This window comes from Polyangium sorediatum, from assembly GCF_029946465.1.
GTDB lineage: Bacteria > Myxococcota_A > Polyangia > Polyangiales > Polyangiaceae > Polyangium > Polyangium fumosum.
This window is the reverse complement of the sequence record NZ_JARZHI010000069.1, coordinates 24,757-49,059: the sequence shown is the minus strand read 5'-3', so window position 1 is coordinate 49,059 and position 24,303 is coordinate 24,757. Positions and strand designations below refer to the sequence as shown.

General features: G+C 69.3%; 17 protein-coding genes. 7 read left to right on the top strand and 10 right to left on the bottom strand.

Going from position 1 to position 24,303, the window contains the following annotated elements; all coding sequences use genetic code 11:
* Positions 1 to 19: 19 nt before the first annotated feature.
* Positions 20 to 1,390, bottom strand: coding sequence for a hypothetical protein (locus QHF89_RS40975; RefSeq protein ID WP_136971959.1), 1,371 nt, complete (start codon positions 1,388 to 1,390; stop codon positions 20 to 22).
* Positions 1,391 to 1,867: 477 nt separating this feature from the next.
* Between QHF89_RS40975 and QHF89_RS40970 the strand changes: the two genes are divergently transcribed.
* Entirely contained in the window at positions 1,868 to 4,399 is a 2,532-nt protein-coding gene (locus QHF89_RS40970; RefSeq protein WP_284721590.1) for an MYXO-CTERM sorting domain-containing protein, read from the top strand.
* A gap of 219 nt (positions 4,400 to 4,618) precedes the next feature.
* Complete coding sequence (locus QHF89_RS40965) at positions 4,619 to 5,920, top strand: AgmX/PglI C-terminal domain-containing protein (RefSeq protein WP_136971957.1); 1,302 nt, start codon at positions 4,619 to 4,621, stop codon at positions 5,918 to 5,920.
* Positions 5,921 to 5,972: 52 nt separating this feature from the next.
* Here QHF89_RS40965 and QHF89_RS40960 read toward each other — a convergent pair whose 3' ends face one another.
* The 7 genes from QHF89_RS40960 to QHF89_RS40930 all read right to left on the bottom strand — a co-directional run bounded on the left by QHF89_RS40960 (position 5,973) and on the right by QHF89_RS40930 (position 13,592).
* Entirely contained in the window at positions 5,973 to 6,713 is a 741-nt protein-coding gene (locus QHF89_RS40960) for a hypothetical protein (RefSeq protein WP_136971956.1), read from the bottom strand.
* The gene (locus tag QHF89_RS40955; protein ID WP_284721589.1) at positions 6,710 to 7,954 is read right to left on the bottom strand and encodes an AAA family ATPase; all 1,245 of its coding nucleotides are present in this window, start codon (positions 7,952 to 7,954) and stop codon (positions 6,710 to 6,712) included. Before QHF89_RS40955 ends, QHF89_RS40960 begins: the two co-directional genes overlap by 4 nt.
* A 332-nt stretch (positions 7,955 to 8,286) precedes the next feature.
* Positions 8,287 to 8,514 (bottom strand): hypothetical protein, encoded by a 228-nt coding sequence (locus QHF89_RS40950; RefSeq protein WP_284721588.1) that lies wholly within the window; start codon positions 8,512 to 8,514, stop codon positions 8,287 to 8,289.
* 30 nt (positions 8,515 to 8,544) lie between these two features.
* Positions 8,545 to 8,997: a hypothetical protein gene (locus QHF89_RS40945; protein ID WP_136971953.1), complete on the bottom strand. Its 453-nt coding sequence runs from the start codon at positions 8,995 to 8,997 to the stop codon at positions 8,545 to 8,547.
* Position 8,998: 1 nt separating this feature from the next.
* The gene (locus QHF89_RS40940) at positions 8,999 to 12,451 is read right to left on the bottom strand and encodes a hypothetical protein (protein WP_136971952.1); all 3,453 of its coding nucleotides are present in this window, start codon (positions 12,449 to 12,451) and stop codon (positions 8,999 to 9,001) included.
* A gap of 261 nt (positions 12,452 to 12,712) precedes the next feature.
* Positions 12,713 to 13,249: a hypothetical protein gene (locus QHF89_RS40935; RefSeq protein WP_136927771.1), complete on the bottom strand. Its 537-nt coding sequence runs from the start codon at positions 13,247 to 13,249 to the stop codon at positions 12,713 to 12,715.
* Positions 13,227 to 13,592: a hypothetical protein gene (locus QHF89_RS40930; protein ID WP_136927770.1), complete on the bottom strand. Its 366-nt coding sequence runs from the start codon at positions 13,590 to 13,592 to the stop codon at positions 13,227 to 13,229. The genes QHF89_RS40935 and QHF89_RS40930 overlap by 23 nt, the downstream gene beginning before the upstream one ends.
* Positions 13,593 to 13,671: 79 nt before the next feature.
* Between QHF89_RS40930 and QHF89_RS40925 the strand changes: the two genes are divergently transcribed.
* From QHF89_RS40925 to QHF89_RS40905, 5 genes are read left to right on the top strand one after another with little or no spacing between them, the layout of a single operon-like run.
* Positions 13,672 to 15,525: a hypothetical protein gene (locus QHF89_RS40925; RefSeq protein ID WP_136971951.1), complete on the top strand. Its 1,854-nt coding sequence runs from the start codon at positions 13,672 to 13,674 to the stop codon at positions 15,523 to 15,525.
* A 30-nt stretch (positions 15,526 to 15,555) separates the two neighbouring features.
* Complete coding sequence (locus tag QHF89_RS40920) at positions 15,556 to 16,581, top strand: AAA family ATPase (protein WP_136971950.1); 1,026 nt, start codon at positions 15,556 to 15,558, stop codon at positions 16,579 to 16,581.
* On the top strand, positions 16,578 to 18,689 hold the full coding sequence (locus tag QHF89_RS40915; protein WP_284721587.1) for a hypothetical protein: 2,112 nt from the start codon (positions 16,578 to 16,580) through the stop codon (positions 18,687 to 18,689). Before QHF89_RS40920 ends, QHF89_RS40915 begins: the two co-directional genes overlap by 4 nt.
* Positions 18,686 to 19,924, top strand: a complete 1,239-nt coding sequence (locus QHF89_RS40910) for an ABC transporter ATP-binding protein (RefSeq protein WP_284721586.1) — start codon at positions 18,686 to 18,688, stop codon at positions 19,922 to 19,924. Before QHF89_RS40915 ends, QHF89_RS40910 begins: the two co-directional genes overlap by 4 nt.
* Positions 19,921 to 21,651: an ABC transporter permease gene (locus QHF89_RS40905; protein ID WP_136971948.1), complete on the top strand. Its 1,731-nt coding sequence runs from the start codon at positions 19,921 to 19,923 to the stop codon at positions 21,649 to 21,651. The genes QHF89_RS40910 and QHF89_RS40905 overlap by 4 nt, the downstream gene beginning before the upstream one ends.
* Before the next feature lie 20 nt (positions 21,652 to 21,671).
* Here QHF89_RS40905 and QHF89_RS40900 read toward each other — a convergent pair whose 3' ends face one another.
* Together QHF89_RS40900 and QHF89_RS40895 are read right to left on the bottom strand one after the other, a co-directional pair.
* Positions 21,672 to 23,693, bottom strand: coding sequence for a YfbK domain-containing protein (locus QHF89_RS40900; RefSeq protein ID WP_136971947.1), 2,022 nt, complete (start codon positions 23,691 to 23,693; stop codon positions 21,672 to 21,674).
* A complete protein-coding gene (locus QHF89_RS40895) occupies positions 23,690 to 24,217 on the bottom strand; it encodes an RNA polymerase sigma factor (RefSeq protein ID WP_136971946.1) in 528 nt (175 codons plus the stop codon). Before QHF89_RS40895 ends, QHF89_RS40900 begins: the two co-directional genes overlap by 4 nt.
* Positions 24,218 to 24,303 lie beyond the last annotated feature (86 nt).

Genomic DNA, 24,303 nt, shown 5'->3' with positions numbered 1-24,303 from the left:
CGAGGTGGCGCTTTGGACCTCACCACGCGCACGTCGTCTCATACCAACAGGACGAGTAGCTCGTCGGTCCGACAAGAAGCTGGAGGTCGAGCCCGAGGACCCAGGCGGGCAAGCCCGGGCCGATCGGGACCGCCGTCATGATCCCGGGGCGGAGCCGCTTCCACCACGTATGACGCTGGCCCAGGAGCCGCACACTTGCTGCGACCTGGCCCTTTCGTACCAACGCGCCTTCAGCATCGGGCAGCCAGGCCATCGTGCCCTCGACCGTGATCGCAAACATAGGGGACGAGCTACGGAAAGGCAGATCGACTCCCAAGCCGGCGCCGATACGAGGGGTGACGCGGGTCGCGCTTCCGAGAAATGGCAATACATCGGCGCCGACATCGATACGCACCGAGCAGCAATCGCCGCTGGGATAGATCAGCATCTGCGATGCGCTGAACCGGAACCCGGTCGTGGGCGGCTGAACGAGGGTCGCGTCATTCAGCCGCTGCGCAATGGCACCCTCCGGCTCCTCGCCGGCGCGCTGCCCCCACGTCGAGGTGGGCACGATGAAACCATTGCGGAGTATCATCCGGCCCCATGTCGGGAAATTGCGTACGAAGAACAAGCCGACGTCGCTGTTGCTGATTCCCGCGCCCGCCGCCGGATCCGTGAGGTTCGCGGAGAATGCGCCGTACATACCCATGTACCACACTTCGGAACCGTCGCTCAGCCAAGGTGCGAGGTATTGGCCGAACATCTCCATCCGCACGCCAAGGCCGCGGTGGCTGAACGGGATCGAGGCAGCGGCCACCACCTGAGACGCACCATCGACCCGCTCGAGCGTGGCAAATGTTTGCGTGGGACTCGTGTCGCGGGTCGCGTATTCTGGTTGGATCGTCTCGAGCTCGCGGAACGTCAGCCCCGATGACTTGGCCCAGGCCGCCCATACAGGCGAGTGGATCTCCCGGAGAAACGCATACTTGTGCATGCTCGCGATGGCCTCGGCGGCGGCGCGGCCCATATCCTGCTCGAGCAGATAACCCACGGCACAAATGCGCCCTCGCGCGTCGATGAAGGTCGGACGTCGCGGATCGGGATGGTCATCGTTGCGCGGGAATTCGCCGCGGCGAATATAATCGGACAATCGATCGAGGTTGCGCGCCCGCGCCGCCCGCAGCGCGGGTGCCAAGGCCTCCACCGGCCCCCGGCGCAGCAGCTCCTCTACATAACGCAGGTGGATGCGGATCCGCTCGTCCTCGTCGAGCCCCGGTGGCACCGGACGGCCATGGGTCCGCACGAAGCTCTCGTCCCCGATCACCAGGTTGATCGCATTGGAGTGCAGCTCGGGTTGCGCTGGGCCCATGGTTTGTAGGTCACCGGCCGCCACAGCCAGGAACAGTCCCATCGCGGCACACGCAAACGCCCACACACGGACAAGACGTGCTACAAACCACATCCGCGAAGAACAACCGAATCCTCGATGCCTGTCAATACGCGGTGCGAAGACGACGTCAACGCGATTCGGCCAGCGAATGACGGTGAGCTGCTCGCGATTGCAGCGAAGACGGGGCGCAAGAGGGAGTGGGGCGGAGGCGTTTTTCCTGAGCGCGAAAGGGAGCGCGGCCGGGCCGGAGGAGGAGATCGAGGTAGCGGAGGCGGAGGCGGATGCCGGAGCGATTGGCTCTGCGCCGTCGCGTGCTGTACAACTCGCCCCCTCGCGTCAGGAGAAAGCATGTCGCATCGCAGCGGAGTACGAGCAACGTGGGTCCTTTTGTTCCTCAGTGGATTGTCCAGCAGCACCGCCGGGTGCGGGGGCGGCACGGCACCCGAGCCGACCGGCGACGCGCCGTCGCAGGACGCAACGCCTCGCGGCGCACGCTCGATGTCGACGGGCCCCACCGCGATGACGCCGGAGCTGCGGGCCGCGTACATCGAGGCCGTCCAAGCCGGCGCGGGCGAGAGCTACCGCGCCGAGCGCGTGGGGTCCGGAACGGCGCGGTTCGTCCACCCTTCGCAAGGGTTTCAGGCGACGATCGACGGTGAAGCCATGCGGCTCGTGGGGGACGCGGAGAGCTGGGAGTCATGGCTCTCGACGACGGCCATCGGATGTGAAGGAGATTCGGTGCTCGACCTGCCGGCGGGCGCCGTCGAGATATCGCAGAACCGGGTCGATATCCGGCGCGGCATCGTCGAGGAGTGGTACGTCCACGGGCCTCTTGGGCTCGAGCAGGGATTCACCGTGGATCGGGCGCCTTCTTGTGAGGGGATCAAGGTGCTGACGCTCGCGATCGGCGGCAGCTTGGTGCCGCTCGTCGTGGACGAGGACGGGGACGGGAAGGGGGAGGCCGTTGCATTCACGGACGCCCAGGGCGCGGCGGCGGCGACGTATACGGACCTGTACGCGAAGGACGCGACGGGCAAGCGGCTCGACGCGTGGATGAGCGTCACGGCAGGGAAGATCACGCTGCACGTCGACGACGCTGGGGCGACGTATCCGGTGGAAATCGATCCGCTCGTTGCTACCCAGCAGGCGAAGCTCGTGGCGAGCGACGGCGTGGCGAGAGACACCTTCGGCACTTCGGTGGCGATATCGGGAGACACCGCGATCGTGGGAGCGCCGGCGGAGCCCTCTCTCACCAACGTCCCGGGCAAGGCCTATGTGTTCGTGCGCAAGGGCGGTGTTTGGACCGAGCAAGCGAAGCTCATGGGCAGCGGTGGGCTTCCGGATAACTACTTCGGATGCGCGGTCGCGCTTTCGGGGGACACCGCGATCGTGGGAGCATCTGGTTTCTTCGGCGGCAATAGCCCTTCCGCGTGGTTTGGCTCCGCCTATGTGTTCGTGCGCAGTGGCGACGTTTGGACCGAGCAGGCGATGCTCTCGCCGGCCGCTGGGGATGGGTTCAAAGGGAACTTGTTCGGCCATTCGCTGGCGCTCTCGGGGGACACCGCGCTCGTCGGGTCGGTCAACGACTACAACGGTTCTTTGTCCGGCGCGGGTGCGGCCTATGTGTTCGCGCGCAGCGGAGGGACCTGGACCCAGGTCGCGAAGCTCCTGGCGAGCGACGGCGCGGCGGGCGACGGCTTGGGGTCTTCGGTGGCGTTATCCGGGGACACCGCGCTCGTGGGGGCGGCCTACGACGACGACCTGGGGGCGAACTCCGGCTCGGCGTATGTTTTCACGAGCAACGGCGGCGCCTGGACCCAGCAGTCGAAGCTCGTGGCGGGGGATGGGGCGGCAAACGATGTGTTCGGCTTTTCCGTGGCGTTGTCCGGGAGCACCGCGCTCGTGGGGGCGTACCAGGACGACGACAAGGGTTCGGTACATGTTTTCACGAGCAATGGCGGCGTATGGGCCCCGCAGGCGAAGCTCTTGGCGAGTGATGGAGCGAGCGGTGATCAGTTCGGCTACTCGATGGCGCTGTCGGGGGACACGGCGCTCGTGGGGGCGCGCCTCCAGAAAGAAAAGGGGTTCATCGCCGGCGCCGCCTATCTTTTCAGGGTCGAAGGCGGCGTTTGGACCCAGCAGTCGAAGCTGTTCGGGAGTGACACGGTGTCGGGCGATTATTTCGGCGTCTCGGTGGCGTTGTCGGCGGACACCGCGCTCGTGGGGGCGACGTTGGACGACGACAAGGGGACCGAGTCGGGCTCGGCCTACGTGTTCACCCTCGCATTGACCAATGGCTCGTCCTGCACGCTGGCAGATGCGTGCGCGAGCGGCTTCTGCGTGGACGGCGTATGTTGTGACACCGCCTGTGGTGGGGGCACGACCACCGATTGCCAAGCCTGCAGCGCGGCAGCGGGAGCCGCTGCGAATGGGATCTGCGGTCCGACGGCGGCCGGCACGGAATGCCGCGTTTCGGCCGACGCCTGCGACGTGGCCGAGACCTGCGACGGAGCCTCCAACGAATGCCCCGCAGATGCAATCGCCGTCGCCGGCACGGAATGCCGCGCTTCGGCCGGAATCTGCGATGCGGCCGAGACCTGCGACGGAACAGCCCTCTCGTGCCCCGAGGATGCAAAGGTCCCGGCAGGCATGGAATGCCGAGCCTCGGCCGGTGCATGCGACGTCGCCGAGAGCTGCGACGGGGCCGCGGATGCGTGCCCCTCCGATACGAGCGCGCCCGATGGCACCCCGTGCACCGATGGCAAGTGCGCTGCCGGTGTCTGCGTCGACGGAGCCGGCGGAAGCGGCGGAAGCGGCGGGAGCGGCGGAAGCGGCGGGAGCGGCGGGAGCGGCGGGAGCGGTGGTGCGGGCAGTGGTGAAGGCGGGAGCGGCGGAGGCGGCCGTCCTGTCGAGGAGAGCGGATGCGATTGTCGCGCGGCGGGAACGACGTCGGGTGAGAGCTCTCCTGTCGCCCTCTCCCTTCTCGGGCTCGCGCTCCTTGGAATCCGGCGCCGATATCGTGGGACGTGACTTGGTGCTCCTCGCGTGACGTCGGACGAGCGCGATTTCTTTGCTGCATCCAGGTCCAGCATGACGAGCAAGGAAATCGCAAAATTGGTAATCGATGCTTACAAGGGGAAGCCGACCGCTCTCCCGCTCGATCGATGCAAATCGCGCCAGCTCGGGCGGCTCCGGACGTTTCTCTCCTTGCCACCCAGCGGCTCCTGAGGAATCCTGCGCAGCTCACAGATGAAGATCACAAGGGTTAGGAACGTCGTCCGCGGCTCGAACCGGCGGGCCTCGAATCCGCAGCGGTTCGCGGCGCTCGCATGGGCTGCCTTGGTCGTCGGTTGCACGCAGGCACCGCCGCAAGCACCGCCGCAGGCGCCGCCGCAGGCGCGACAGGAGGCGGTGTCTCCTTCATCTGCCACCGCAGCGGCACCGCCTCCCCCTGTGGCAGCCGAGGTTCAGGTCGAGGGGCCGCGCATTCGCGTCGCCTTGACGGAAATTCGCGTCGACGATGCGGCCGTATCTTGGGACCCCGCGCTCCTTCGAGACCGGCTCCAAAAGGTCGATCCCCTCTTCGAGGCGCTGCGCGAGCTTCACAAGCCCGGAATCGAACGGCTTGCTTCTGGCGAATGCGTCTTCGAGGTCGAGCCCGACGTCCCCTTCACGGCCGCGGCCAGCGCCATCATGACAAGCGCGTTTGCAGGCTGCCCAGTGGCATGGGTGTCGACCAGCTCGGGGTGGCTGAAGTTGCGGACGCCCCCTCTGCTGCCTCCCGGCACGCCGCTTCCGGCGCCCGAAAGCAGAGTTCCCTCGCGCCGGCAGAGCGCGCTGCACATCGGCCCGAAGGAGCTCGAGCTCACGGTCTTCGCGGTCGTGCCGCCCGCCTCCGGCGCGGGCCGAGAGCAGCTCGAAAAAATCGCGAATCGGACGGTCGAGCGTGGGACGTCGGCGGCCCGCGAGCTCGGCAGCGCGCTCGTCGGGGCTTGCCAGCAGGCGCCGCGTCCCTGTCCCGCAGGCCTGTGGTTGACCGCGGATGCGGACGTGCTCTTCAGCGAGGCCACGCGCGCGCTCGGGGCGATCGTCGATGCGCAGAAGGCAGCTCCCGCCGCGGGTGGTGGGGCCGCGGAGGTCTTGGTGAGCTTTCGGTCCCGTGGCACCGGGCCCATCGATCAGCTCCCGCCTGCCATTCGGCTCGGAAACCACCAGGTATCCGGCCGCCTCCCACCGGGGGAGATCCAGCGCATCGTTCGGAGCAACTTCGGCACATTCCGGGCCTGCTACGAGGAGGGGTTGAAGCGGAGTCCCAACCTGGAAGGGCGCATCGGTGTGCGTTTCGTGATCGGAAAGGACGGCCGCGTCACGAAGGCCGGTGCGGTCCCGGACCCATCCGCGGAGTTCGCGACCGAGAGATCGGCGCCGCTGTTGCCAGACGAAAAGGTCGTCGCGTGCGTCGTCGGGGCGGTCGAGAAGCTCGTTTTTCCTGCGCCGGAGGGGGGAATCGTGACCGTGGTGTATCCCATCCAATTCTCTCCGGGGAGCTGAGCGGGAAAAGGCTTGCCGAACGCGTGCTCCCCGCCGAGGGCGAGCGTGATCGTCAGGGGCCGGAGCTGGGGAGGGCGAGCGCGTCTTCGAGATCCCGGCACGCGTGCAGGCTCCAGACGAACCACATCATCGAGCCGCCCGCCTGGACCACGTCCCACACGGCGACGGACTTGCCGAGCATTTCGTTGTGCTCGCCGCCGAGGCAGGTCTTTTCCTTGGGTTTGTGTACCTCGTCGAGCTTGGTTCGATCCGCGCTCCAGGCCTCGAAGGTCGGGATGTCGTCGCCGCGGTGCTTCTCCCGGCACAGGGCGATGGCCTTCGCCGTCGCCTGGTAGGTCCATGCCTCGATGCTGTAGAACGGCACGCACTCGATGATACGCCCGAGCATCTGTGCGATTTCGTCAGGGGAGCGCCGCGCGCCGGAGAGCACCTGCGCGACGCGGTTGCGGATCTCCCGATCGAACTGCTCGCGTGTTTTCGCCTCGGCTCTGCGGGCCCACGTCGTGTCGCCGTCGTAGTGGAAGATGACGAAGCCGCCGGGCTCGGCGATCTTTCGGGCGAGGTATCTCCAGAGTTCTCGCTTCTTGTGCTCGTCTTTTTGTTTTGTGCTCCGCCATTGGTTCGCGATCAGGACCGGGCGGACGGTTGGATCGACGGGGACGACCTCGACGCGGGGCGTGTAGCCGTTCTCCTCGAAGCGGTGGAGCAGCTTTTCGAGGATGGCCCGGAGACCGAGCCATGTGGGCTCACTCGAATCCTCCGAGAGGAGCGCGATCGAGAAGCGCGGCCTCACCAGAGGCCCTCCGAGCGGAGCACCTCGCTGACGTGCTGGATGCCGGTCTGGTAGGCGACGTAGAACCGCTCGGCTTCCTCCTCGTTGAAATTGCGCCAGACCATCTGCTCGCGTCCGTCAGGGCCGGGGGCCGTGGTGCAGCGGATGAAGGTGGTGCGGACGGCTTCGGCGGACTCGATGGGGATGTGGTCGAGGAGGAAAGGGTGTTGCGTCGCGAGGAAGCTCTGGCGGTCTTGCATCCGGTCGAAGCAGAGTTCGATCCATTCGTGGTGCAGGCCGTTGAGGAGCTCGTCGATGACGAGCGGGAGATGTTCTCGGACGGCGAGGTACCACAGGAAGCAGAAAAGGCGCTTCTGGCCAAAGCTCAGGAGCTGGTGGGAGATCAGCGAGCCATCCGTGCGACGGAAAACGCAATCGAATCCTTGGTAGATCGTCCCATCCTCCGATTGCCGGAGCATCCGCGGGTATAGTTCGGCGGAAGCGAAGCCGAGCGCAGGTGGAATCTGCGAAAGCACGCCGAGGTCCTCGAAGGGAATGTTCAATGATTCAGACGATTTGGGCTTGAGCGATGCGGTGGTCGCGAATGCTGCGGGTAACCAGTCGCTGAACTCTGCCCGGGGTCCGTGCACTTTGAAGGAAGCGTGCGTGATAGCATCCAGAGTGGCGACAGCCTCATCGAGCCGATCCACACGTCCCCAAACGGCGAATGTTTCAAAAACGTCGGTGTGAACTTGAGCAGGGAGATTGACCATTGCGTCGGGAATGTGGCTCATCATGGCGAAGAGCACCCGCATACCCATCCGGCCCCCCGTGAGGCCGGCCCTCACCTCGAAAGCCTTCGCGGGCCCCTCCGCAGGCTTCCAGGTCCCTTGCGTGCCGGTGACCTCGGCGCGTCCGATCGTCGTGCCCGCGTTACGGACAGTCATTGTCCAGGCATCGTCGAACTCTGCCTCCTCGCCGAATCGCGGTGCGAGGACGCTGGGTGTCGCTGGAGTACGAATCGCCCGCAGTTCGAGCTGTGCATCTCCCTCCTCCAGCCACCACGTCAGATCGAACCCCGCGTCCTCCTTCGCGAACCCCGACAGATCATCGTTCGTGACCGCGGCGATCACATCGAGCAGCGTCGACTTGCCCGTCGCGTTTTTCCCGAGCAGGACGTTGAACGTCGGGCCGAAGTGGAGATCCGTCCCGGGCTTGACGTTGCGGAATCGGTCGATCCGGAGCCGCGTGAGCCGCACCATGCGGGTCTTCTTACCGTCGCCCACCCCGGATGCATAGGGCGAAAGCCGGCCGCACCGTCGCCCACGCAAGCGCGTCGTCGTCCTCCGGGGAGGATGACGACGTCCTCCCGGAGCATGACGACATCCACGGGGAGCACGCCGTCGTCCTCCGGGGAGCATGACGACGCGCGCCGGGAGCATGATGACGTCCTCCCGGAGGATGACGACATCCACGGGGGAGCACGCCGTCGTCCTCCGGGAGCATGACGGCGCGCGCCGGGAGCATGATGACGGCCGCTGGGAGCATGACGTCGTCCTCCGGAGGATGACGTCATCCTCCGGGGAGCATGACGTCATCCTCCGGGGAGCATGACGTCATCCTCCGGGAGCACGCCGTCGTCCTCCGGGAGCATGAAGACGTCCGCCGAGAGCATGAAGACGTCCGCCGAGAGCACGCCGTCGTCCTCCGGGAGCATGACGACGCGCGCCGGGAGCATGAAGACGTCCGCCGAGAGCATGAAGACGTCCGCCGAGAGCACGCCGTCGTCCTCCGGGAGCATGACGACGCGCGCCGGGAGCACGCCATCGTCCGCCGGGAGCGCGGCGCGACGCTAGAACCGTCCGAGCACCACGAGCCCCTGCATCGTCCCGCCCACGACCGGCGCCACGGTGACCTTCACCGGCGCCGGGCTCGGGTGCGCTTCGGGATTGATCCACGCGAGCGCCAATCCAAGAAACACCCCCACCGCGCCCGCGCCGAGCGCCGTCGTCGCGACCCGCCCGTCGGTCGTCGCTTTCTCGCGGAGCGCATACCCCTCGGCGTCGCATTGGTTCGGATCCGACGTGAGGCAATGGTACTTCAACCCCGCAGTCGCCTCGTCCGAGCGAGCCGCATACACCGCGCCCGCCACAATGGCGCCCACGCTCGTGGTCATGACGATCGCCGCCGCGACGCGGGGACCCGTCCAGAAGGGGGCCGGCGGGGGCGGCGGCGCCGCAGGGGGTTCGGCCCAGGCGATCGAGGGGAGCACGAGAGCGGCCAGGAAAAAGGGCAGGGAGCGCATGTCAGAGGTCGAAGAGCTCGTCGTCCTCAGCCGCGTCTTCCTCGGCGAGGAGCGCCTCCGCGTGCTTGGCGACCGATTCGAAGAATTTTTGCTCGGGGGATTTCGGAGGCAATCGGGACGCGGCCTCCCGGGCCTGCGAGCGCAGGAGCGCCTCGCTGCGATCCGCCCGGCCGCCCGAGCGAGGCCGCGCCTGGCCCGTGACGACCGAGAAGAGCGCGCTCCGGACGCGTTCGAAGCAGCCCTCGCCGGCCGCGTGCGCCCGCCGGAGGAGCGTCGCGACGAGCTCGAGGTGCGCGAAGAGGAAGGTGGGCGGCGCCTCTTCGAGGAGCGCGGAGATCGCTTCGAGCTCGCTCTCGCCGCCGTCCTGCACCCACTCGGAGAGGACTTCGACCGTGGGTAAGGCGAAGGAGCGCGAGGCGTCGTGGAAGAGGCGGGCGGCGTGGAAACGGACCCAGCCGATGCGGGCCCGCGCGAGGTGGCGGACGCGGCGCAAGAGCGAGAGCCACTCCGGCGAGCGCGCGAGGCCCGCGAGGATCGCCGAGAGGCCCTCCGGCGGGAGCGGCTCGTACTCCTCCGCCCCCGCGACGGCCCCGGACGCGGCGCGCGCGATGCGCTCGATGAAGAGGCCCGCGACGTCCTCCGGCAGGCGTTTGCCGGCATGGTGGAGGAAGCGCATCGTGGAGTGGCCGTCGAGGCTGCGGGCCGCGCCGAGGCGCGTGAGGAAGAGGATGATCTCCTCTTCGGAGAGCGCGCCCTCGGAGAAGAGGCCGCCCGCGTCGAGGGCGCCGAAGAGGGCCTCGGCGACCTCGGGGCCCTCGGAGAGGTCAACGCCGACCGCGAGCTCGACCGCGTCGCGCGGGGAGGATTTGGCGAGGGTGCGGAGCGCGCCGAGCGCCGCGCGGCGGACGAAGCCGTCGCGATGCCCGAGGAGGTGGCGGAGCGCTTCGCGATCGCCGGGCAGGGGCTTTTCGACCCAGCGATGGAAGACCTGCGCGAGCGAGGCGCAGAGCGTGGGGTTGCCGCCCGTGACGATGGTGTCGACGAGGGCCTCGGCGCGATCGGGCGCGGCCTCGCGGAGCGCATGGAGCAAGGAGGCGACGTGCGGGCCGAGCGGGCTCTCGGGCGCGCCCATGATGGCCTCGCAGATCGCCGCGGCCGCCACCGGATGCTTGCGGGAGAGGACGTGCAGGAGGAGGCGCGGCGAGCCGGACTTGCCCGCGAGCGCGAGGGCTTCGAGCGCCGCGCCGAGCCACTCGGCCGTCTGCGCAGGCGGGTGGCCCTCGGCGAGCATCTCGTCGACGACGGCGCGACACGCGTCGGCCGAGCGTCGCTCCACGCCGCCCCGATCGACCTCGCCCGAGCCCGGGATCTCGCTCGCCGGCAGGTCGATCATGCCGCGCTGCGCGGGCGAGCGTTGCGTGAGGGCCTCGTAGAGCCTGCGCTCGGCCGAGGTCGGGACGGCGCCGAGGGCGGTCTCGGCCGCCGCGCGCACCTCGGAGGAGCTGGCGCGCCGGGCCGCGCGCCGGAGCGCGTCGGCGACCGCGAAATGGACGAGCGGATCGGCGGAGGTGTTCGCGGCGGCGCCGAGCATCGCGAGGATGTCGAGCCGCTCTTCGTCACGCCACCCGGGCTCCATCCGATCGCCGAGTGAACCCCCGGAGCCGTCGGAGAGGACCCGTTCGAGGCCGCTGATGCCCGAGAGGGCGGCGCGTCGCTTCGGCGATTTCGCGCAGCCCGCGAGCGCGGCGAGGGCCTGCGTGCGCAGGGCGCGGCGGCGCTCCTCGGAGGGGCCGGCGTCGACGGCGCCGTCGGAGAGGAAGGTGTCGAGCACGTCGAGCGGCGAGTGCTTGTGCTCGTGCGCGTCGTCCGCGAGGAGCCAGCGATCGACGGCTTCGAGCAAGGCCTCGTGGACCCCCGCCGGGCGCGCGGACGCGCGCGACGCGAGCTCGCGGAGGACACGCATGGGATGGTCGGGGTGCGGGCTCTGGAGGCGGAGGTCGTCGCGGCCGAGCTGCCAGAGGAGGTCGGCCGCGCGGGGGAGGTGCGCGAGGTGCAGGCCCACGCGGCGCAGGATCGCGGGCAACTCGTAGAGGACGGACGCGGCGGAGAAGAGGGCGCCCGGGCCCCGCGCGGCCTCGGTGAGCGCAGGCGAACGGAGGACCGTCGTGGCGAGTTCGAGCATCGCGGCCGGGTGATCCGAGGAGAGCTCGCGGAGGCCCGTGAGCAGGCGGCATCGATCCGCCGCCGAGGCCGCTTCGACGCTCTCGCGCACGTGGCGGAAGAGCGCGGCGACGATCTCGGCGGACGCGCCTTCGGGGATGGAGGGGCCGTCGAGCTCGCCGGCGTTGCGGATGAGCGGGACGATGGCCTGGGCGCCGAAGCGCGCTTCGAGCGCGCGCACGCGCTCGTCGAGCGAGCCCGTGAGCCCGCCCGTGGCGAAGGGTCCGGCGAGCGCGCGGTGGAGCGCGTGGTCCGAGAGGGCGCCCGGGACGACACGCGCGCCGTGCGGGCCACGCTCGACGACGCCCGCGGCTTCGAGCGCGCGGAGCGCCGAGACGAGATCACGACGGCGGCAGCCGAGCAGATCGCCCGCGCCCTGGAGGAAGCGCTCGTCCGAGGTGCGCACCGGCGCGAGGAGCGCGACGAGCGCGAGGACACCGGCGAGGAGCTTGGGGTCGCCCGCGGCGGCGGAGCGAAGGAGCAAGAGCTCGTGGCCACGATCGAACGCGCAGGCCGCGAGCTCACCCTTGCCGAGCGCGACCGGATGGATGGCGCCCTCCTGCATGAGCCGGCCGGCCAGCGCGATCACGAACGGATGTCCCTCGGCCTGCTCGGCGAGGCGCGCGCCATGCGCCTCCCCCTCGTCGCCGAGCACGTGCCGTGCGGCCGCCTCCGCCTCGCTCGGGGCGAGCGCGCCGAGCTCGGGCAACACGCGCACCACGTCCGACGAGAGGCCGACCTGCGCGAAGAGCGCCGAGAGGCGCGGCAGGCCCGCGGGGCGCGTCGTCAAGATGAAGCGCACGTCGCGGCGATCGAGCGCCATGGGCAGGAGCGTCGCGGGCGCAGCTTTGCGGCCCGCGTCGTCGATCACGAGGAGACACGGGCCCGGCGGCAGGCGCGTGGTGGGGGGCGCGCCGGCGACGGCGACGTCGGTCGCGAAGCGCAGCATGGTGCCGATCCGCTGCGCGGCGAGGGCGTCGGCGAGCGCGGAGAGCAGGCTCGTCTTGCCCGTGCCCGTGCGCCCGGGGAGCACGGCGACACGCGCCGGGCCACGTGCGCTGGCGAAGTCGACGAGCGCCGCGAGGATCTCGGCGCGCCCGCCGAAGGGCAGCGCTTCCTGGAAGGGGCGGCCCGCGGCGAGCGCGCCGCCTTCGAACTCGCTCGGGCCGAAGAGCGCCACGCCGTGCTCGACGTGGGCGTCCGGAGGAGTGGGGAAGCCGAGGGTCGTCTCCATGGAAATCGAGCGCGCCGCGGGGCGGGCGCGCGAAGCCTACCACGGGGGGCGGCTCGGCCGGCGAGGGACAAAAAGCCGGATCCGTACAGAGCACGGATTGGGTGGGCTGCTCGGACGCACGGGCCTCGTCGTGGTCGCCTCCGTTACGACAACCACGACGAGCGCTGGAGTGACGTCACGCACGCGGCGCTTGCGTTCCGACGCGCCGACGCTGAGCGCCACTGCGGGTGGCGCTGGTCGGCGGAGGCAAGTAGCGCCTGTCTATTTCGGGGTGCGCGCGAAGCGCTTGAGCTCTTCGTTCACTTCCTTGAGCAGATGCGTCACCGCAGCGAGGGCGCCCATCTGGTTGCCCTGATACGTGTCCCACGCGCTGAAGTCGGCAGGCGCGATGTACGTGTGGTCCTGGAGGAAGGGATAGCGGTAGCTTACGTCGTTCGGCCTCTTGCTGGGTTTCGTTGCATCGATCCTCAGCAGCAAATCCGCGTTGTCGACGCGCTTGTTCAGGAAGGTTTCGATCCTCCGGCGGAAGTTGAAGAGGGCTTTGGACAGCGTAGATTCAGACTCTCCCAGGCTCTTCAAGGGTGAGTGCTGCCCGAGGAAGAGCCTGTCAAACTCGCGCATCTCGTCGTCAGCCCCGTCCCACAGCATCAAAGCCAGGGCCTTGATGGCCTTCTCGTAGCTCTGCTGAATGAGGTAGCGCCGGTGGCACTCGGCCAAGGCGTCTGTGTCTGCCTTTGCGGCAGCTAGATCCGCCCCGGCTTGTCGGATCCAAGCTCTAACTTGCGCGGGCGTTGCCATGGCTCAGAAGTCCGCGCGCCAACGCCACGAGCGCTACCCCGGCGTCCTCGCCGTACAGGACATCACCTGCCGCGACGGCTCGCGCCAGGGTGAGGTCTTTGCGAAGGGCTTTCTCGATGTCCGCTCGGTTCACCCCGATGAGGTGGAGGGGATACCTGAAGTCTCGCGCCGCTGTGAACACGATGGGGCGCTCCGGATGGTCGTCGCTCCCCATCGAGGGGATCACTTCCACGAGCCACGCGATGCTTTGATCTTCTTGCCGGATCCAGATTGCGGTTTCCATCGGATCGTCGAGCTTCGCGTGCGCTTCGACCAGCTCCAACATCTCGTCGCGCGTCGGCATGTGGGCACCCTAGCATGCCAACGCGTGCCATGGCCCTGGCCGCCGCTCCCTGACGGCGGTAGGCAATAGATGAGTTCCCATGTCCCGGAAATCCGCGCCACAGGACCATCGCTTCAGCCAAACCTTCGCCAGCTTCGCCGGTCGCGTGCGGCGGCGCTTGGCGTTCGAACGGATGCTCTCGGGCGCGGCGCTCGGGCTCGTGATCGGCGCGGGGGCGGCCGCGGCGGCGTGGCAAACGCGGCACGGCCAGCTCCGGCCGTGGATGGCCGCGGGCGGCGCGCTCGGCGCGGCCGTCGGCGCGATCGTGGCCCGGCGCAAGCGCTGGCGCGACGAGGAGGTCGCGCTGTTCCTGGATGGCCGCCTCGGCGGCAAGGAGTCGATCTCCACGGCGGTCGAGCTCGATCGCGAGGACGAGCGCGATGATCCGGCGCGCGCGGTGGTGCTCTCGCAAGCCACGACCGTGCTCGAAAAGGCGAACCCCAAGGACGCGCGGCCGCGGTTCGTTCGGGCCTACCACCTCGCGATCCCGCTCGGCCTCGCGGCGATCGGCTACATGAGCCTGCTCCCGCTGCCCGCGCTCCCGCCGCCGCCTCCGCCGCCGCCCGGCGCCGAGCAGGTCAAGCTCGCGGACATCAAGGGGCTCGACAAGATCATCGACCTCGCGAACGCGAACGCGCGCGACGACGCCCAGAGGAAGCGCCTCGACAAGATCGCCGAGGACGCGAAGAAGCTCCGCGAAAAGCTCCGCGACGGCATGGAGAAGCGCGAGGCGCAGGCCGAGATCGGCAAGCTCAAGGACGCCATCACGGCCGAGCGGCTCTCGCTCGGCGACGGCGAGCAGCGCCAGGGATTGGAGAGCGCGCTCGGCAAGCTCGCGGAGAACCCCGACCTCAAGGACGCGGCCAAGGCGCTCGGCGACAGGGATCTCGTCTCGTTCGACGACGCGATGGAGAGCCTCGCGAACAAGCTCGAAAAAGAGGACCGCGATCGCGCGAAGAAGACGCTCGAAGAGGCCGCCGAGGCCGCCCGCAAGCAAAACGCGCCGGACGTGGCCAAGGCGCTCGAGGAGCAGAAGAAGCGCCTCGAAGAGATGGCCAAGAAGAACGAGAAGCTGAAGGAGCTCGGCCAGGCGATCGGCGAAGGTCTGTCGGAAGACGCGAAGGAAGCGCTGAAGGATCTCGACAGCGGCAAGGCCGGCGGCAAGGAGCAGCAGAAGCTCGCGGAGAAGCTCGAAGAGGCGCTCGGGAAGCTGACGCCCGAGGAGCGCAAGCGGCTCGCCGAGAACATGAAGAAGCGCGCCGCAGAGATGAGCGGCGAGGAGGCGCCGGGCGAGGGGCCGAGCAAGGAGCAGCTCGAAGAGCTCGCCGAGGAGCTCGGGTCCGAGGAGGGCCAGAAGCGGCTCGCCGAGGAGCTGAAGAAGATGGCCGAGCCCGAGGCCGAAGGCAGCGAGGAGGGCGAGCGGCAGAAGCGGCTCGAGGATGCGCAGAAGGGCCTCGGCGAGGCCGAAGGGCAACTCGGCGCGCCGATGCCGATGCCCGTGCCCGGTCAGGGCGGCGGGAACAAGCCGGGGCAAGGGAACAAGGGCGGGCAGAAGCCGGGCGGGGAGAACGGGACCCCCGGCTCCGGCGGCAAGGACAACGGGCAGCCGTACGCCGGCCACAGCGAGGGCGGCGGTCCAGGCGACCACAAGGGCCAGACCGGCGTGGTCGACGGTCCCGGCGTCAAATCCCGCGCGACCGGCCCGATCAACAAGGGAAAGCCGATGCCGGGGCTCGTCATGGGACGGACTTCGGGGCGCGCGGGTGACACGGCGAACATCCAGGGGACGGGCGCGCTCGGGCAGGCGGCGGCGGGGGAGCTCGGGGCGATCGAGCGGAGCGACGTGCCCGAGGAGTACCGCGAGCAGGTCGGGCGCTATTTCCAGCCCAAATGACCGCCGGGCGCGGCTACGCTGCGCCTCCGCATGACGACGACGGGCGACTTTCAGAAGAGGCTCGATGGGGCCCGCGAGGCGAGCGCGCGCCTCAAGGAAGCGATCGGGCAGGTGATCGTGGGCCAGGGCGAGGTCGTGGAGCAGGCGCTCTGGGGCCTCGTGGCCGGCGGGCACGTGCTGCTCGAAGGCGCGCCGGGGCTCGGCAAGACGCTGCTCGTGCGCACGATCGCGAGCTGCCTCGACCTGAAATTTTCGCGCATCCAGTTCACGCCCGACCTCATGCCGAGCGACGTGACGGGCACGAACATCCTCGTGACCTCGGCCGACGGCTCGCGGCACTTCGCCCTGCACAAGGGGCCGATCTTCGGGCAGGTGGTGCTCGCGGACGAGATCAACCGCGCCACGCCGAAGACGCAGAGCTCGCTGCTCGAAGCGATGCAGGAGCACGCGTGCACGATCGGCGGCGTGCGGCACGCGATGGAAGAGCCGTTCTTCGTGCTCGCCACGGAGAACCCGATCGAGATGGAAGGGACGTACCCGTTGCCCGAGGCGCAGCTCGATCGGTTTCTGCTCAAAGTGATCGTGCCGAGCCCGACCGAGGACGAGATGACCGAGATCCTCACCCGCACGACGGGGCAACCGAAGGACGCGCCGCCGCGCGTGCTCGATCGGGACGAGGTGCTGGCGGTCCGCTCGGCGTGCCGCGACGTCGCCGTGGCCGAGCCGATCATGCGCTTCGCCTCGCGCCTCGTCCGCGCGAGTGATCCGGCGACACAAGGCGCGCCCGATCTCGTGAAGCGCGCGATCCGCTACGGCGCGGGCGTGCGCGGCGGGCAGTCGCTCGTGCTCGCGGCCAAGGCCGTGAGCGTGCTCGAAGGTCGCGCGCACGTCTCGTTCGGCGACGTGCAGCGTGTCGCCAAGCCCGTGCTGCGTCACCGCTTGATCCGATCGTTCGAGGGCGAGGCCGACGGGATCACGACCGATCAGGTGGTCGACGCGCTCATCGCGAGCGTGCCCGCCCGTCCGGAGAACGTGGAGCAGGCGATCCGCCGATGAGGCTCCGCGCGCTCTCGCTGGTCCCGATCCTCGCGCTCGCGCCGCTCGCGACGCACGCCGAGCCCGCGCCCGTCGTCGCTGCGACCGCCATCGCAGAGGCGCCGCCGGCGCCGCCGCCGGGGCGCGCGAGCGTGTCCTTCGAGGTCGCGCCGCTCCTCGGCACGACCTCGCCGACGCCCGCGGGCTGGAGCGGGTTCCTCGTGCGGGTGCAGAACAACGAGGCCAAGCCGCTGCGGGGCGAGGTCGAGGTCCTGAGCCGGCTGCACTCGGACCAGGCGCGCTTCCGCGCGACGGCGCCGTTCGTCGTCGGCGCGGGGACGAGCGTGATCGTCCGGCTGCCGACACACGGCAACGTGTACGGCGAGACGAACGTGGTCGCGCGGGACGACGCGGGCGTGGTGCTCGGCAGCCACACGACGGCCGTGACGAACATGCAGGAGCTCTTCCTGCTCGACGTCAGCGAGACCTCGCGGCTGAAAGGCGCGCTGCATGACGCCGCGATCTCACCGCTCTACTCGCCGTGGGGCGGGTACGGCGCGTACGGCACGGGGCCGCAGCTCAAGGTGGGCGCGCCGCGCTTCGATCCGGCGACGGGGGATCCGATCCTGCCCGATCGCGCCGCGCTCTATGCGCCCGCGTCGGCCGTGCTTCTGCGCTCGGATACGCTCGTGAAGATCGGCGCGGCCGAGCTCGAAGCGCTGAGCGGCTACGTCCTCGCCGGCGGCACGCTCGCCGTGGCGCTCGCGCGCCCCGAGGATCTACGGAGCCCCCTCCTCGCGGCGTTCGCGGGCGGCGAGATCACGCCAACGTCGCCGCACTCCGAGACGCTCCGGGAGCTCGTGTTGCCCGCGCCGCCCTCGAACGCGACGAAGTCGATCCCGTTCGCCGAGGTGCCGGCCGAGGAGGTCGGCAAGACGCTCGCTGGTTTCTCCGGGGGCAACCTGCACGGCAGCCGCTACGGGGCCTCCGCGACGTACGGGCTCGGCGAGTTTCACCTGCTCGCGTTTGATCCGACGCGCAAGCCCGCCGTGGACGACCCCTGGGTGCAAGCGCGTGTCCTCGATCTGACGCGCAGGGCCTTCGACCGGAAGAGCTCGATCGTCTACCGGCAGGGCGGCGCGCCCGGCACCGTGGACCTCGATCGCGTGCGGCAGGAGCTCGATCCGAACGAGAGCTCGCGCTGGGGGATCGCGGTGGCCGCGATCCTGCTCATCGCCTACGCGGTCATCGCCGGGCCCGTGAACTTCACGATGCACGCGAACAAGGGCAAACCCCTGCGCGCGCTCGTCTGGCTGCCGATCCTCTCGGCGATCGCGTTCTTCGCCGTCGTGCTCCTCGGCCTCGTCGCGAAGGGCCTGACGGGTCGCTCGCGCCACCTCACGCTCGTCGAGGCGGGCGCGGGGATGACGAAGGGCACGGCGCGGCGGTGGCGTGGCTTCTTCACGCCGCGATCGAAGGATCTCACCGTGCGCACGAGCGACGGTTCGAGCGTGGTCACCACCGCGGTCGTGGCTTCGCCCGCGACGATCGACGATCACATGCTCGTCGATCGCGACGGCGCGCGCCTCGTCGATCTCGCGATCCTGCCCTGGCAAACCGTGGTCGTGCGCGAGGACGGGTTCGCCGACGTGGGCGAGGGGATCTCGATCGTGCACGAGGGCGAGAAGGACACGGCCGTGACGAACCGGAGCGGCCACGATCTGCGGGCGGCGATCCTCGTCCTGCCGGGGCTCCAGCCGCGGTATTTCCCGACGATCAAGGACGGCGAGCGGGTGCTCGCGAGCGCGGGGAAGGACGTGAAGACGTCGCCCCAGGGGATGACCTGGGTCCGGCAGATCGGCGGCACGCGGCGCGCGGGATCTCTGGATCTTCATCCGCTCGCCGGGCATTACCTGGGCACTTTGATCAGCGCCGACGCGCCCGGGCTCGGCGACGCATGGCTCGCCGTCGAGCAGAGCGCGGGCGGGCTCGTGGACTGGTTCCCCGAGGACGTGCCGGTGCTGCTCGGGCAGCTCGACGGCGGCGAGGGCAAGACTTCGGACGCGGGCCTCAAGCTCGAACGGGATCGGCTGCTCGTGCGGATCGTCGGATACGGAGGTCGGCCGTGAGCGAGCCCGTCACGACGTCCGAGACCTGGGAGCGATCGCCCGCCACCGCGGCCCCGGAGCCGCCTTCGCTCGTAACGGCTGCGCCGCCAACGATCCGCGTGCGCCACCTCTGGCACCGCTTCGCGAACCGCGACGTCTTGCGCGACGTGACCTTCGACGTCGGCCCGGGCGAGATCTTCGGCTTCATCGGGCCGAACGGCGCGGGGAAGACCACGACGATCCGCGTGATGGCGACGCTGCTCGAACCGATGGCCGGGCGCGTGGAGATCGACGGGATCGACGTCACGCTCGACCCCGACGCCGTGCGCAAGGTGATCGGCTACATGCCCGATCACGCGGGCGTCTACGATCGCATCACGGTGCGCGAGTACCTCGAGTTCTTCGCGGACTCGTTCCGCGTGCCCTCGATCAGCGTGGTCGACGCGGTCCTCGAGCTGACGGACCTCGGCAAGTTGCAGGATCGGCTCGTCGCCGAGATGTCGAAGGGCATGAAGCAGCGGCTTCAGCTCGCGCGTATCCTCTTGCACGACCCGAAGGTGCTCATCCTCGACGAGCCGGCGAGTGATCTCGATCCCCGCGCCCGCATCGAGATCCGTGATCTCTTGCTGGAGCTGCGTGGCCTCGGGAAGACGATCTTCCTCTCGTCGCACATCCTCACGGAGCTGAGCGATGTGTGCACCTCGATCGGCATCCTCGAACGAGGTCGCCTCGTCGTCGCAGGTCCTATCCACGAGATCTCGGCGCGGCTCGAAGCGATCCGCGCAGCCGAGGCCCACGGCCAGGCGCCGCCGCCGCGGTACGTGCCGCCGGGGGTGCGCGCGCTCGTGCCCGCGCAAGCTGCGCAAGCCGCACAAGCTGCGCCCGCGGGTGTGGCGCAACCTGCGCCCGTCGCCGGTGCTGCCGTGCCCGCGACCGATCCGAGCGCGAGCGCAGCGCCGCCGCCGCAACCGCAACCGCCGCAGCCGATCCCGCAAGCGCCGAGCGTTCGTCGGGTGAAGCTGCGCGTCCTCGGCAACCCCGAGGCCGCTGCGTACTTCCTGCGCGGCGGGCCCGGGATCGTCGAGGTCCACGTCATGGGCGGCCTCGTGCACGTGGGCTACACGGGCACGGAGACGAAGATCGCGGAGATGGTGACCCACCTCGTGCACCGCAACATCGGCATCGTGGGCGTGGAGCCGGAGAGGAACGAGCTCGAGCGCATCTTCCTCGAAGTCACGCGCGGAGACGTCCAATGAGCGCGCAGACCGGAACGGCAAGGGCCGCAGGCGCCTCGCTCCTGCATCGCCTGAAGGACGATCCGAACCCGATCTGGATCCGCGAGCTTCGCCAGTCCGCGCGGCTCGTCCGCACGCCGATCATCCTCTGCGTGCTCTCGATCCTGGCGACGCTTGCGATCGCCGCGATCGGGGGCCTCGTCTCGATCAACGAGAGCCCCGCGACCACGGGGTACGTCCTCTTCCAGGTCTTCTTCTCGCTCGCGTACTTCGTGGTCACGTTCGTCGGACCCGCGGTCGCGGCGAACGCGATCGCCTCGGAGCGCGAGGGCCGCACGTGGGAAGCCGTGATCCTCACGGGCCTGCGCCCCGCGGTGATCGCGCGCGGAAAATTCCTCGCCGCGTACACGTCGATCAGCATGTACGTGGTGATGCTCGCGCCCGTCGGCGCGCTGCCGTTTCTTTTCGGCGGCGTCACCGCGACGGAGACGATCGTCGCGTTCGGGTTCCTGTTCCTCATCGCGGCGCTCGCGGTCGCCTTCGGGCTCGCGGTCAGCTCGAAGATGAACAGCTTGCGCGCCGCGCTCGTGGTCACGTTGATCTGCGCGGTGATCGCATCGCTCAATGTCTACGGCTGGTTCGGCGTGGGCCTCTCGGTCGCCGCGCACGACGCCTGGTCCGGCGTGCCGGAAGGCCCGCCCGTCTGGTTGCCGACGGCGTACGCACGCGCGCCCTTTGATCTCACGTACGTCCTCTGCTTGATCATGCTGCCGATCGTCGCGACGGGCCTGCCCGCGTGGTTCCTCTACGAGGTCACGGTCGCGAACCTCACGAGCATCACGGACGATCGCTCGACGGGCCTCAAGCGCTGGTTCCTCGTGGCCGCGCCGGTCTTCGCGCTCTGCTCGGCCGCGCCTGTCGCCGCCGTCGCCACGCACCGTCAACTGGAGGTCGCGATCGCGGGCATCTGTGTGCTGCTCGTGTTCCTGATGATCTCGGTCTACATCTTCCTCGGCGACTCGCTCGGGCCTTCGCGGCGCGTGCGGCTCCACTGGGATCGGCAGGGCGTGGGCGGGATCAGGCGGCTGCTCGGGCCGGGCATCCTCGGCACGTCGATGATGCAGCTCTCTATGGCTGCCGTCGCGTTCCTGATGCCGGTCGCGGCCGGCATCCTCGCCGTGATGGGCGGCGTGAACGCCGCGGAGGAGATCCAGCAGATCCTCCTCGTCGCGCTCTACGCCGGCTCGTTTTACCTGTTCTCCGTGGGGCTCGGCGCGCTTCTCCGAGCGCGGCTGAGCACCACGCTGCTCTCGCGTGTCTTGCTCCTCGCGGTGCATTTCCTCGTCACCGTGGGGCCGTGGATCGTCGCGGCGATCGCGGGCCTCTTCGCGTCGGCCTCGGGCCGAGGCGCGCTCATCGTGGCCGCGCCGTCGCCGCTTTATGTCTTCGTCGCGCTCGACGCGCTGGGGACGTCCGGCGAGGAGCTGCTCGTCGTGGCTTCGGTGGCGGCTTCGGTGGTGTGGGGCCTGTTCGGGCTCCTGTTCCTCACGCTCGCGCGGGGCCGCGTGAGGCGCGTCATCGCGGCGCACGAGGTCGCGCTCGGGGAGAGTGATCGGATCCTCGCCGAGGAGGACGCAGCGGCGGTGCGCGCGATGGAGGATGCGGCGGCGGCCGCGGCGGCCGCGGCGGCAGCGCCCCCGGGGGCCGACGCGCCTGCGGTCGCGCCCGAGCCCGAGCCTGCGGGCTGAGCGAGGGCGCGCCGGCCGGATCAAAGTTCACTGCAAAGCGAATCTCCGGGCTGGCACAACGACCCTTTGCGGGGCGGCGGTTTCCTGGGGGGTAACTTGCGCCCTGTCTCGGGCGTGAACTCCACGAGTTCGAGCAGGTTCACGAAGCGGGCCCTGTGCCCGCCGGGATCTGTGCCAAGGCTTTTTTTGGCCATCGCCACGACATCCGCGAGCGTCATCTCCCCCTTGAAGGGCGAATCCCGCAGGAGCAGGCCGAATGCCGCCACGGACGCGGCGAAGTGGAAATCCGTGCTCTGCGTCCCCCGATACCTGTCGTCGATGAGCGGTACTTCGATTTCGCGGTTCGTTTGTCCCGACGCATCCTTGTACCGCACCCGCAGCGTCAAGAGATACGGCACCGGCGGCGCCTCCGAGCCCCCCGAGGTGTCGGGCCTGGGTTCGAGCTCGTAGAGCGCCGTCACCGCATGCCCGGCGTAGAGATCGACCGGGCCTTTCCAGGCGTCCAGAAACTCGCGCTCCGGTCCCGTCCGATCCTCGTTGCCGATCAGCCGGAACGACCGCACGTACAACGGAGCGAAATCGACCTCGACCCGCACGTCCCTCGCGATCGGCGCGCGCGTCCCGAGGGCCTCGTCGACCAGCGCTGTGCGCGCGTCGTTCGGCCCGCCGATCGGCGCGAAGCTCCCTTTTCCTTCCTCGGCGAGGAGCTTCAGGGTTTGTGCTGCCGGGCCGTCCATCGGGCCGAAGCCGAGCGTCGACAGGGAAATGCCCGTCGTTGCCTTGTCCCGGATGAGCGCCGCGAGTCGGCCTTGCTCCGATCCTGCCGCGAATTGGTCGTCCGTCGCCAGGAAGACCCGGTTCACGCCACCCTCGACGAAATGCGCCTGCGCCGCCTTGAAGGCTCGCTCGATGGAATCGCCGGGCGAGGCCGCCCCGCTCGGTTCGAATCGATCGATGGCCGTGAGGATCCGGGGTTTGTTGTCGCCCGGCGTCGGGGGTAACCAGGGTTCTTGCGAGGGACCTCCGTGCTCGATGAGCGTCACCCAATCTTGCGCGTCGAGCCGCGAGACCACCCTGCGCAGGGCGGCCTGGAGGAGCGGCAGTTTGTCCGGATCTTTTGCGAAGCCCGGCGATTTGTCGATCACGAAGATCAGGTTCGCCGGGGGGCGGCGCGTCGAATCGAGCGGCGCTGCTTTCAGCACGAGCCGCACGAGCCTGTGCGACGGCGTCCACGGCGCGTATCCGACCTCGGCACGGGCGGCGAGCGGCTCGTCCCCGAACGGAGGCGGGTCCTCGTAGGCGAACGCATTGACGAGCTCGTCGACGCGCACGATGTCCTTCGGCGGCCTGCGTCCGGCTTCCTGGATGTACCGCTCGACGAGCGAATACGAGGCCGTGTCCACGTCGAGCGGGAACGTCGTGCGTGCGATGCTCGTCGTGTAGACGAACGGGTTCTCGTCGGCCCGCGGCTTCGATCGTGCGGTCAACCTGCGGGGCTTCGGGATTTGCGAAGGGACCCCGCCGCCTTGAGCCGCCCGCTCCTCCTGGAGCATTCTCAGAGCCTCTCGCCGCGTCGCATCGTCGATCTTCGTGTCGTCCTTCGGGCGCGGGGCCGTCGTCTTTTTCTTGCCGTTCTCCTTCTGCGGCGCATCGAATGGCGTGGCGTCTTTCCTCGCTTGCTCGGTCAAGAGCTCGGCATTGCGGCGCGCGAGCATCACCCCGACCGGAATGGAAATGAGCGCGACGGCCGCCGCTGCGAGCCACGCCGGACGCAGGAGCCGCCTTCGGCGCGGCGCCACCTTGGGCATTTCCGTCTCGCGCGTGGCCTCCTCCAGCATCTTTCGCTGCTCGGCCGGGAGCTCCTTCGGCGCGCGCTCCGCGAGGCCTTCGCGTAGCATCTCCGCCGTCATGCGCAGGGCGTCGATCTCCGCGCGGATCTCCGGATCGCCGTCGAGGGCCGCCTCGATTTCGCGCGACTCTGCCTCGTCGAGCTCGCCGAGCACGTACGAGAGCAGGCGCGGATCGTCTTTCGAGAGCGTCATCGGTTCCTCCGCTCGGCTTCGCGGTCCTTTTTCTCCACCTGCTCGCGCAGCGCGCGCAGCGCCGTATGCAACAAAAAACCCACGTTCGAGACGCTCGTCCCGAGCACCTCGGCGATTTCCTGGTAGCTCAGGTCGCCGCTGAATTTGAGCAGGACCGCCTCGCGTTGTCGCTCCGGCAGGGTATCGAGCGCGCCGAGGACACGGCGCATCGCCTCCCGGCGTTCGAGGGCCTCCGTGGGCCCGGGTTGATTGTCCGGCATGACCTCGTCCACCTCCGCCACGGGCTCGACCTGTCGTTTGTCGCGCCGCACGTCGAGGGCCCGGTTCCGGCAGACCGTGAAGAGCCAGGCCCGGAGGTGCGGCTCCACCGCCGCCCGGTCCTGGTTGCACAAGCGCAGGAACGTGTCCTGCACCACGTCGGCTGCCTGGGCGGATCCCACGATGGCCGAGGCGTAGCGGAGCAAAGGGGCCTCGTAGCGCGAGAGCGCGAGAAGGACCCAGTGGCTCGTCGGTTCGCTCGGCATGGGCGCGAAAGAGCTGTCGTTCGCTCGAAGAACGGGGGGGCGGGAGGTTTCTTAGAGAAAAAAGGAGCGGGGTCGGGTCTTTGTCT

Excerpts from the sequence above, each read along its gene's own strand:
- QHF89_RS40975 (WP_136971959.1), bottom strand. The coding sequence starts at position 1,390 with ATGGGACTGTTCCTGGCTGTGGCGGCCGGTGACCTACAAACCATGGGC.
- QHF89_RS40970 (WP_284721590.1), top strand. The coding sequence starts at position 1,868 with ATGTCGACGGGCCCCACCGCGATGACGCCGGAGCTGCGGGCCGCGTAC.
- QHF89_RS40965 (WP_136971957.1), top strand. The coding sequence starts at position 4,619 with ATGAAGATCACAAGGGTTAGGAACGTCGTCCGCGGCTCGAACCGGCGG.
- QHF89_RS40955 (WP_284721589.1), bottom strand. The coding sequence starts at position 7,954 with ATGGTGCGGCTCACGCGGCTCCGGATCGACCGATTCCGCAACGTCAAG.
- QHF89_RS40945 (WP_136971953.1), bottom strand. The coding sequence starts at position 8,997 with ATGCGCTCCCTGCCCTTTTTCCTGGCCGCTCTCGTGCTCCCCTCGATC.
- QHF89_RS40940 (WP_136971952.1), bottom strand. The coding sequence starts at position 12,451 with ATGGAGACGACCCTCGGCTTCCCCACTCCTCCGGACGCCCACGTCGAG.
- QHF89_RS40935 (WP_136927771.1), bottom strand. The coding sequence starts at position 13,249 with ATGGCAACGCCCGCGCAAGTTAGAGCTTGGATCCGACAAGCCGGGGCG.
- QHF89_RS40930 (WP_136927770.1), bottom strand. The coding sequence starts at position 13,592 with ATGCCGACGCGCGACGAGATGTTGGAGCTGGTCGAAGCGCACGCGAAG.
- QHF89_RS40925 (WP_136971951.1), top strand. The coding sequence starts at position 13,672 with ATGTCCCGGAAATCCGCGCCACAGGACCATCGCTTCAGCCAAACCTTC.
- QHF89_RS40920 (WP_136971950.1), top strand. The coding sequence starts at position 15,556 with ATGACGACGACGGGCGACTTTCAGAAGAGGCTCGATGGGGCCCGCGAG.
- QHF89_RS40915 (WP_284721587.1), top strand. The coding sequence starts at position 16,578 with ATGAGGCTCCGCGCGCTCTCGCTGGTCCCGATCCTCGCGCTCGCGCCG.
- QHF89_RS40905 (WP_136971948.1), top strand. The coding sequence starts at position 19,921 with ATGAGCGCGCAGACCGGAACGGCAAGGGCCGCAGGCGCCTCGCTCCTG.
- QHF89_RS40900 (WP_136971947.1), bottom strand. The coding sequence starts at position 23,693 with ATGACGCTCTCGAAAGACGATCCGCGCCTGCTCTCGTACGTGCTCGGC.
- QHF89_RS40895 (WP_136971946.1), bottom strand. The coding sequence starts at position 24,217 with ATGCCGAGCGAACCGACGAGCCACTGGGTCCTTCTCGCGCTCTCGCGC.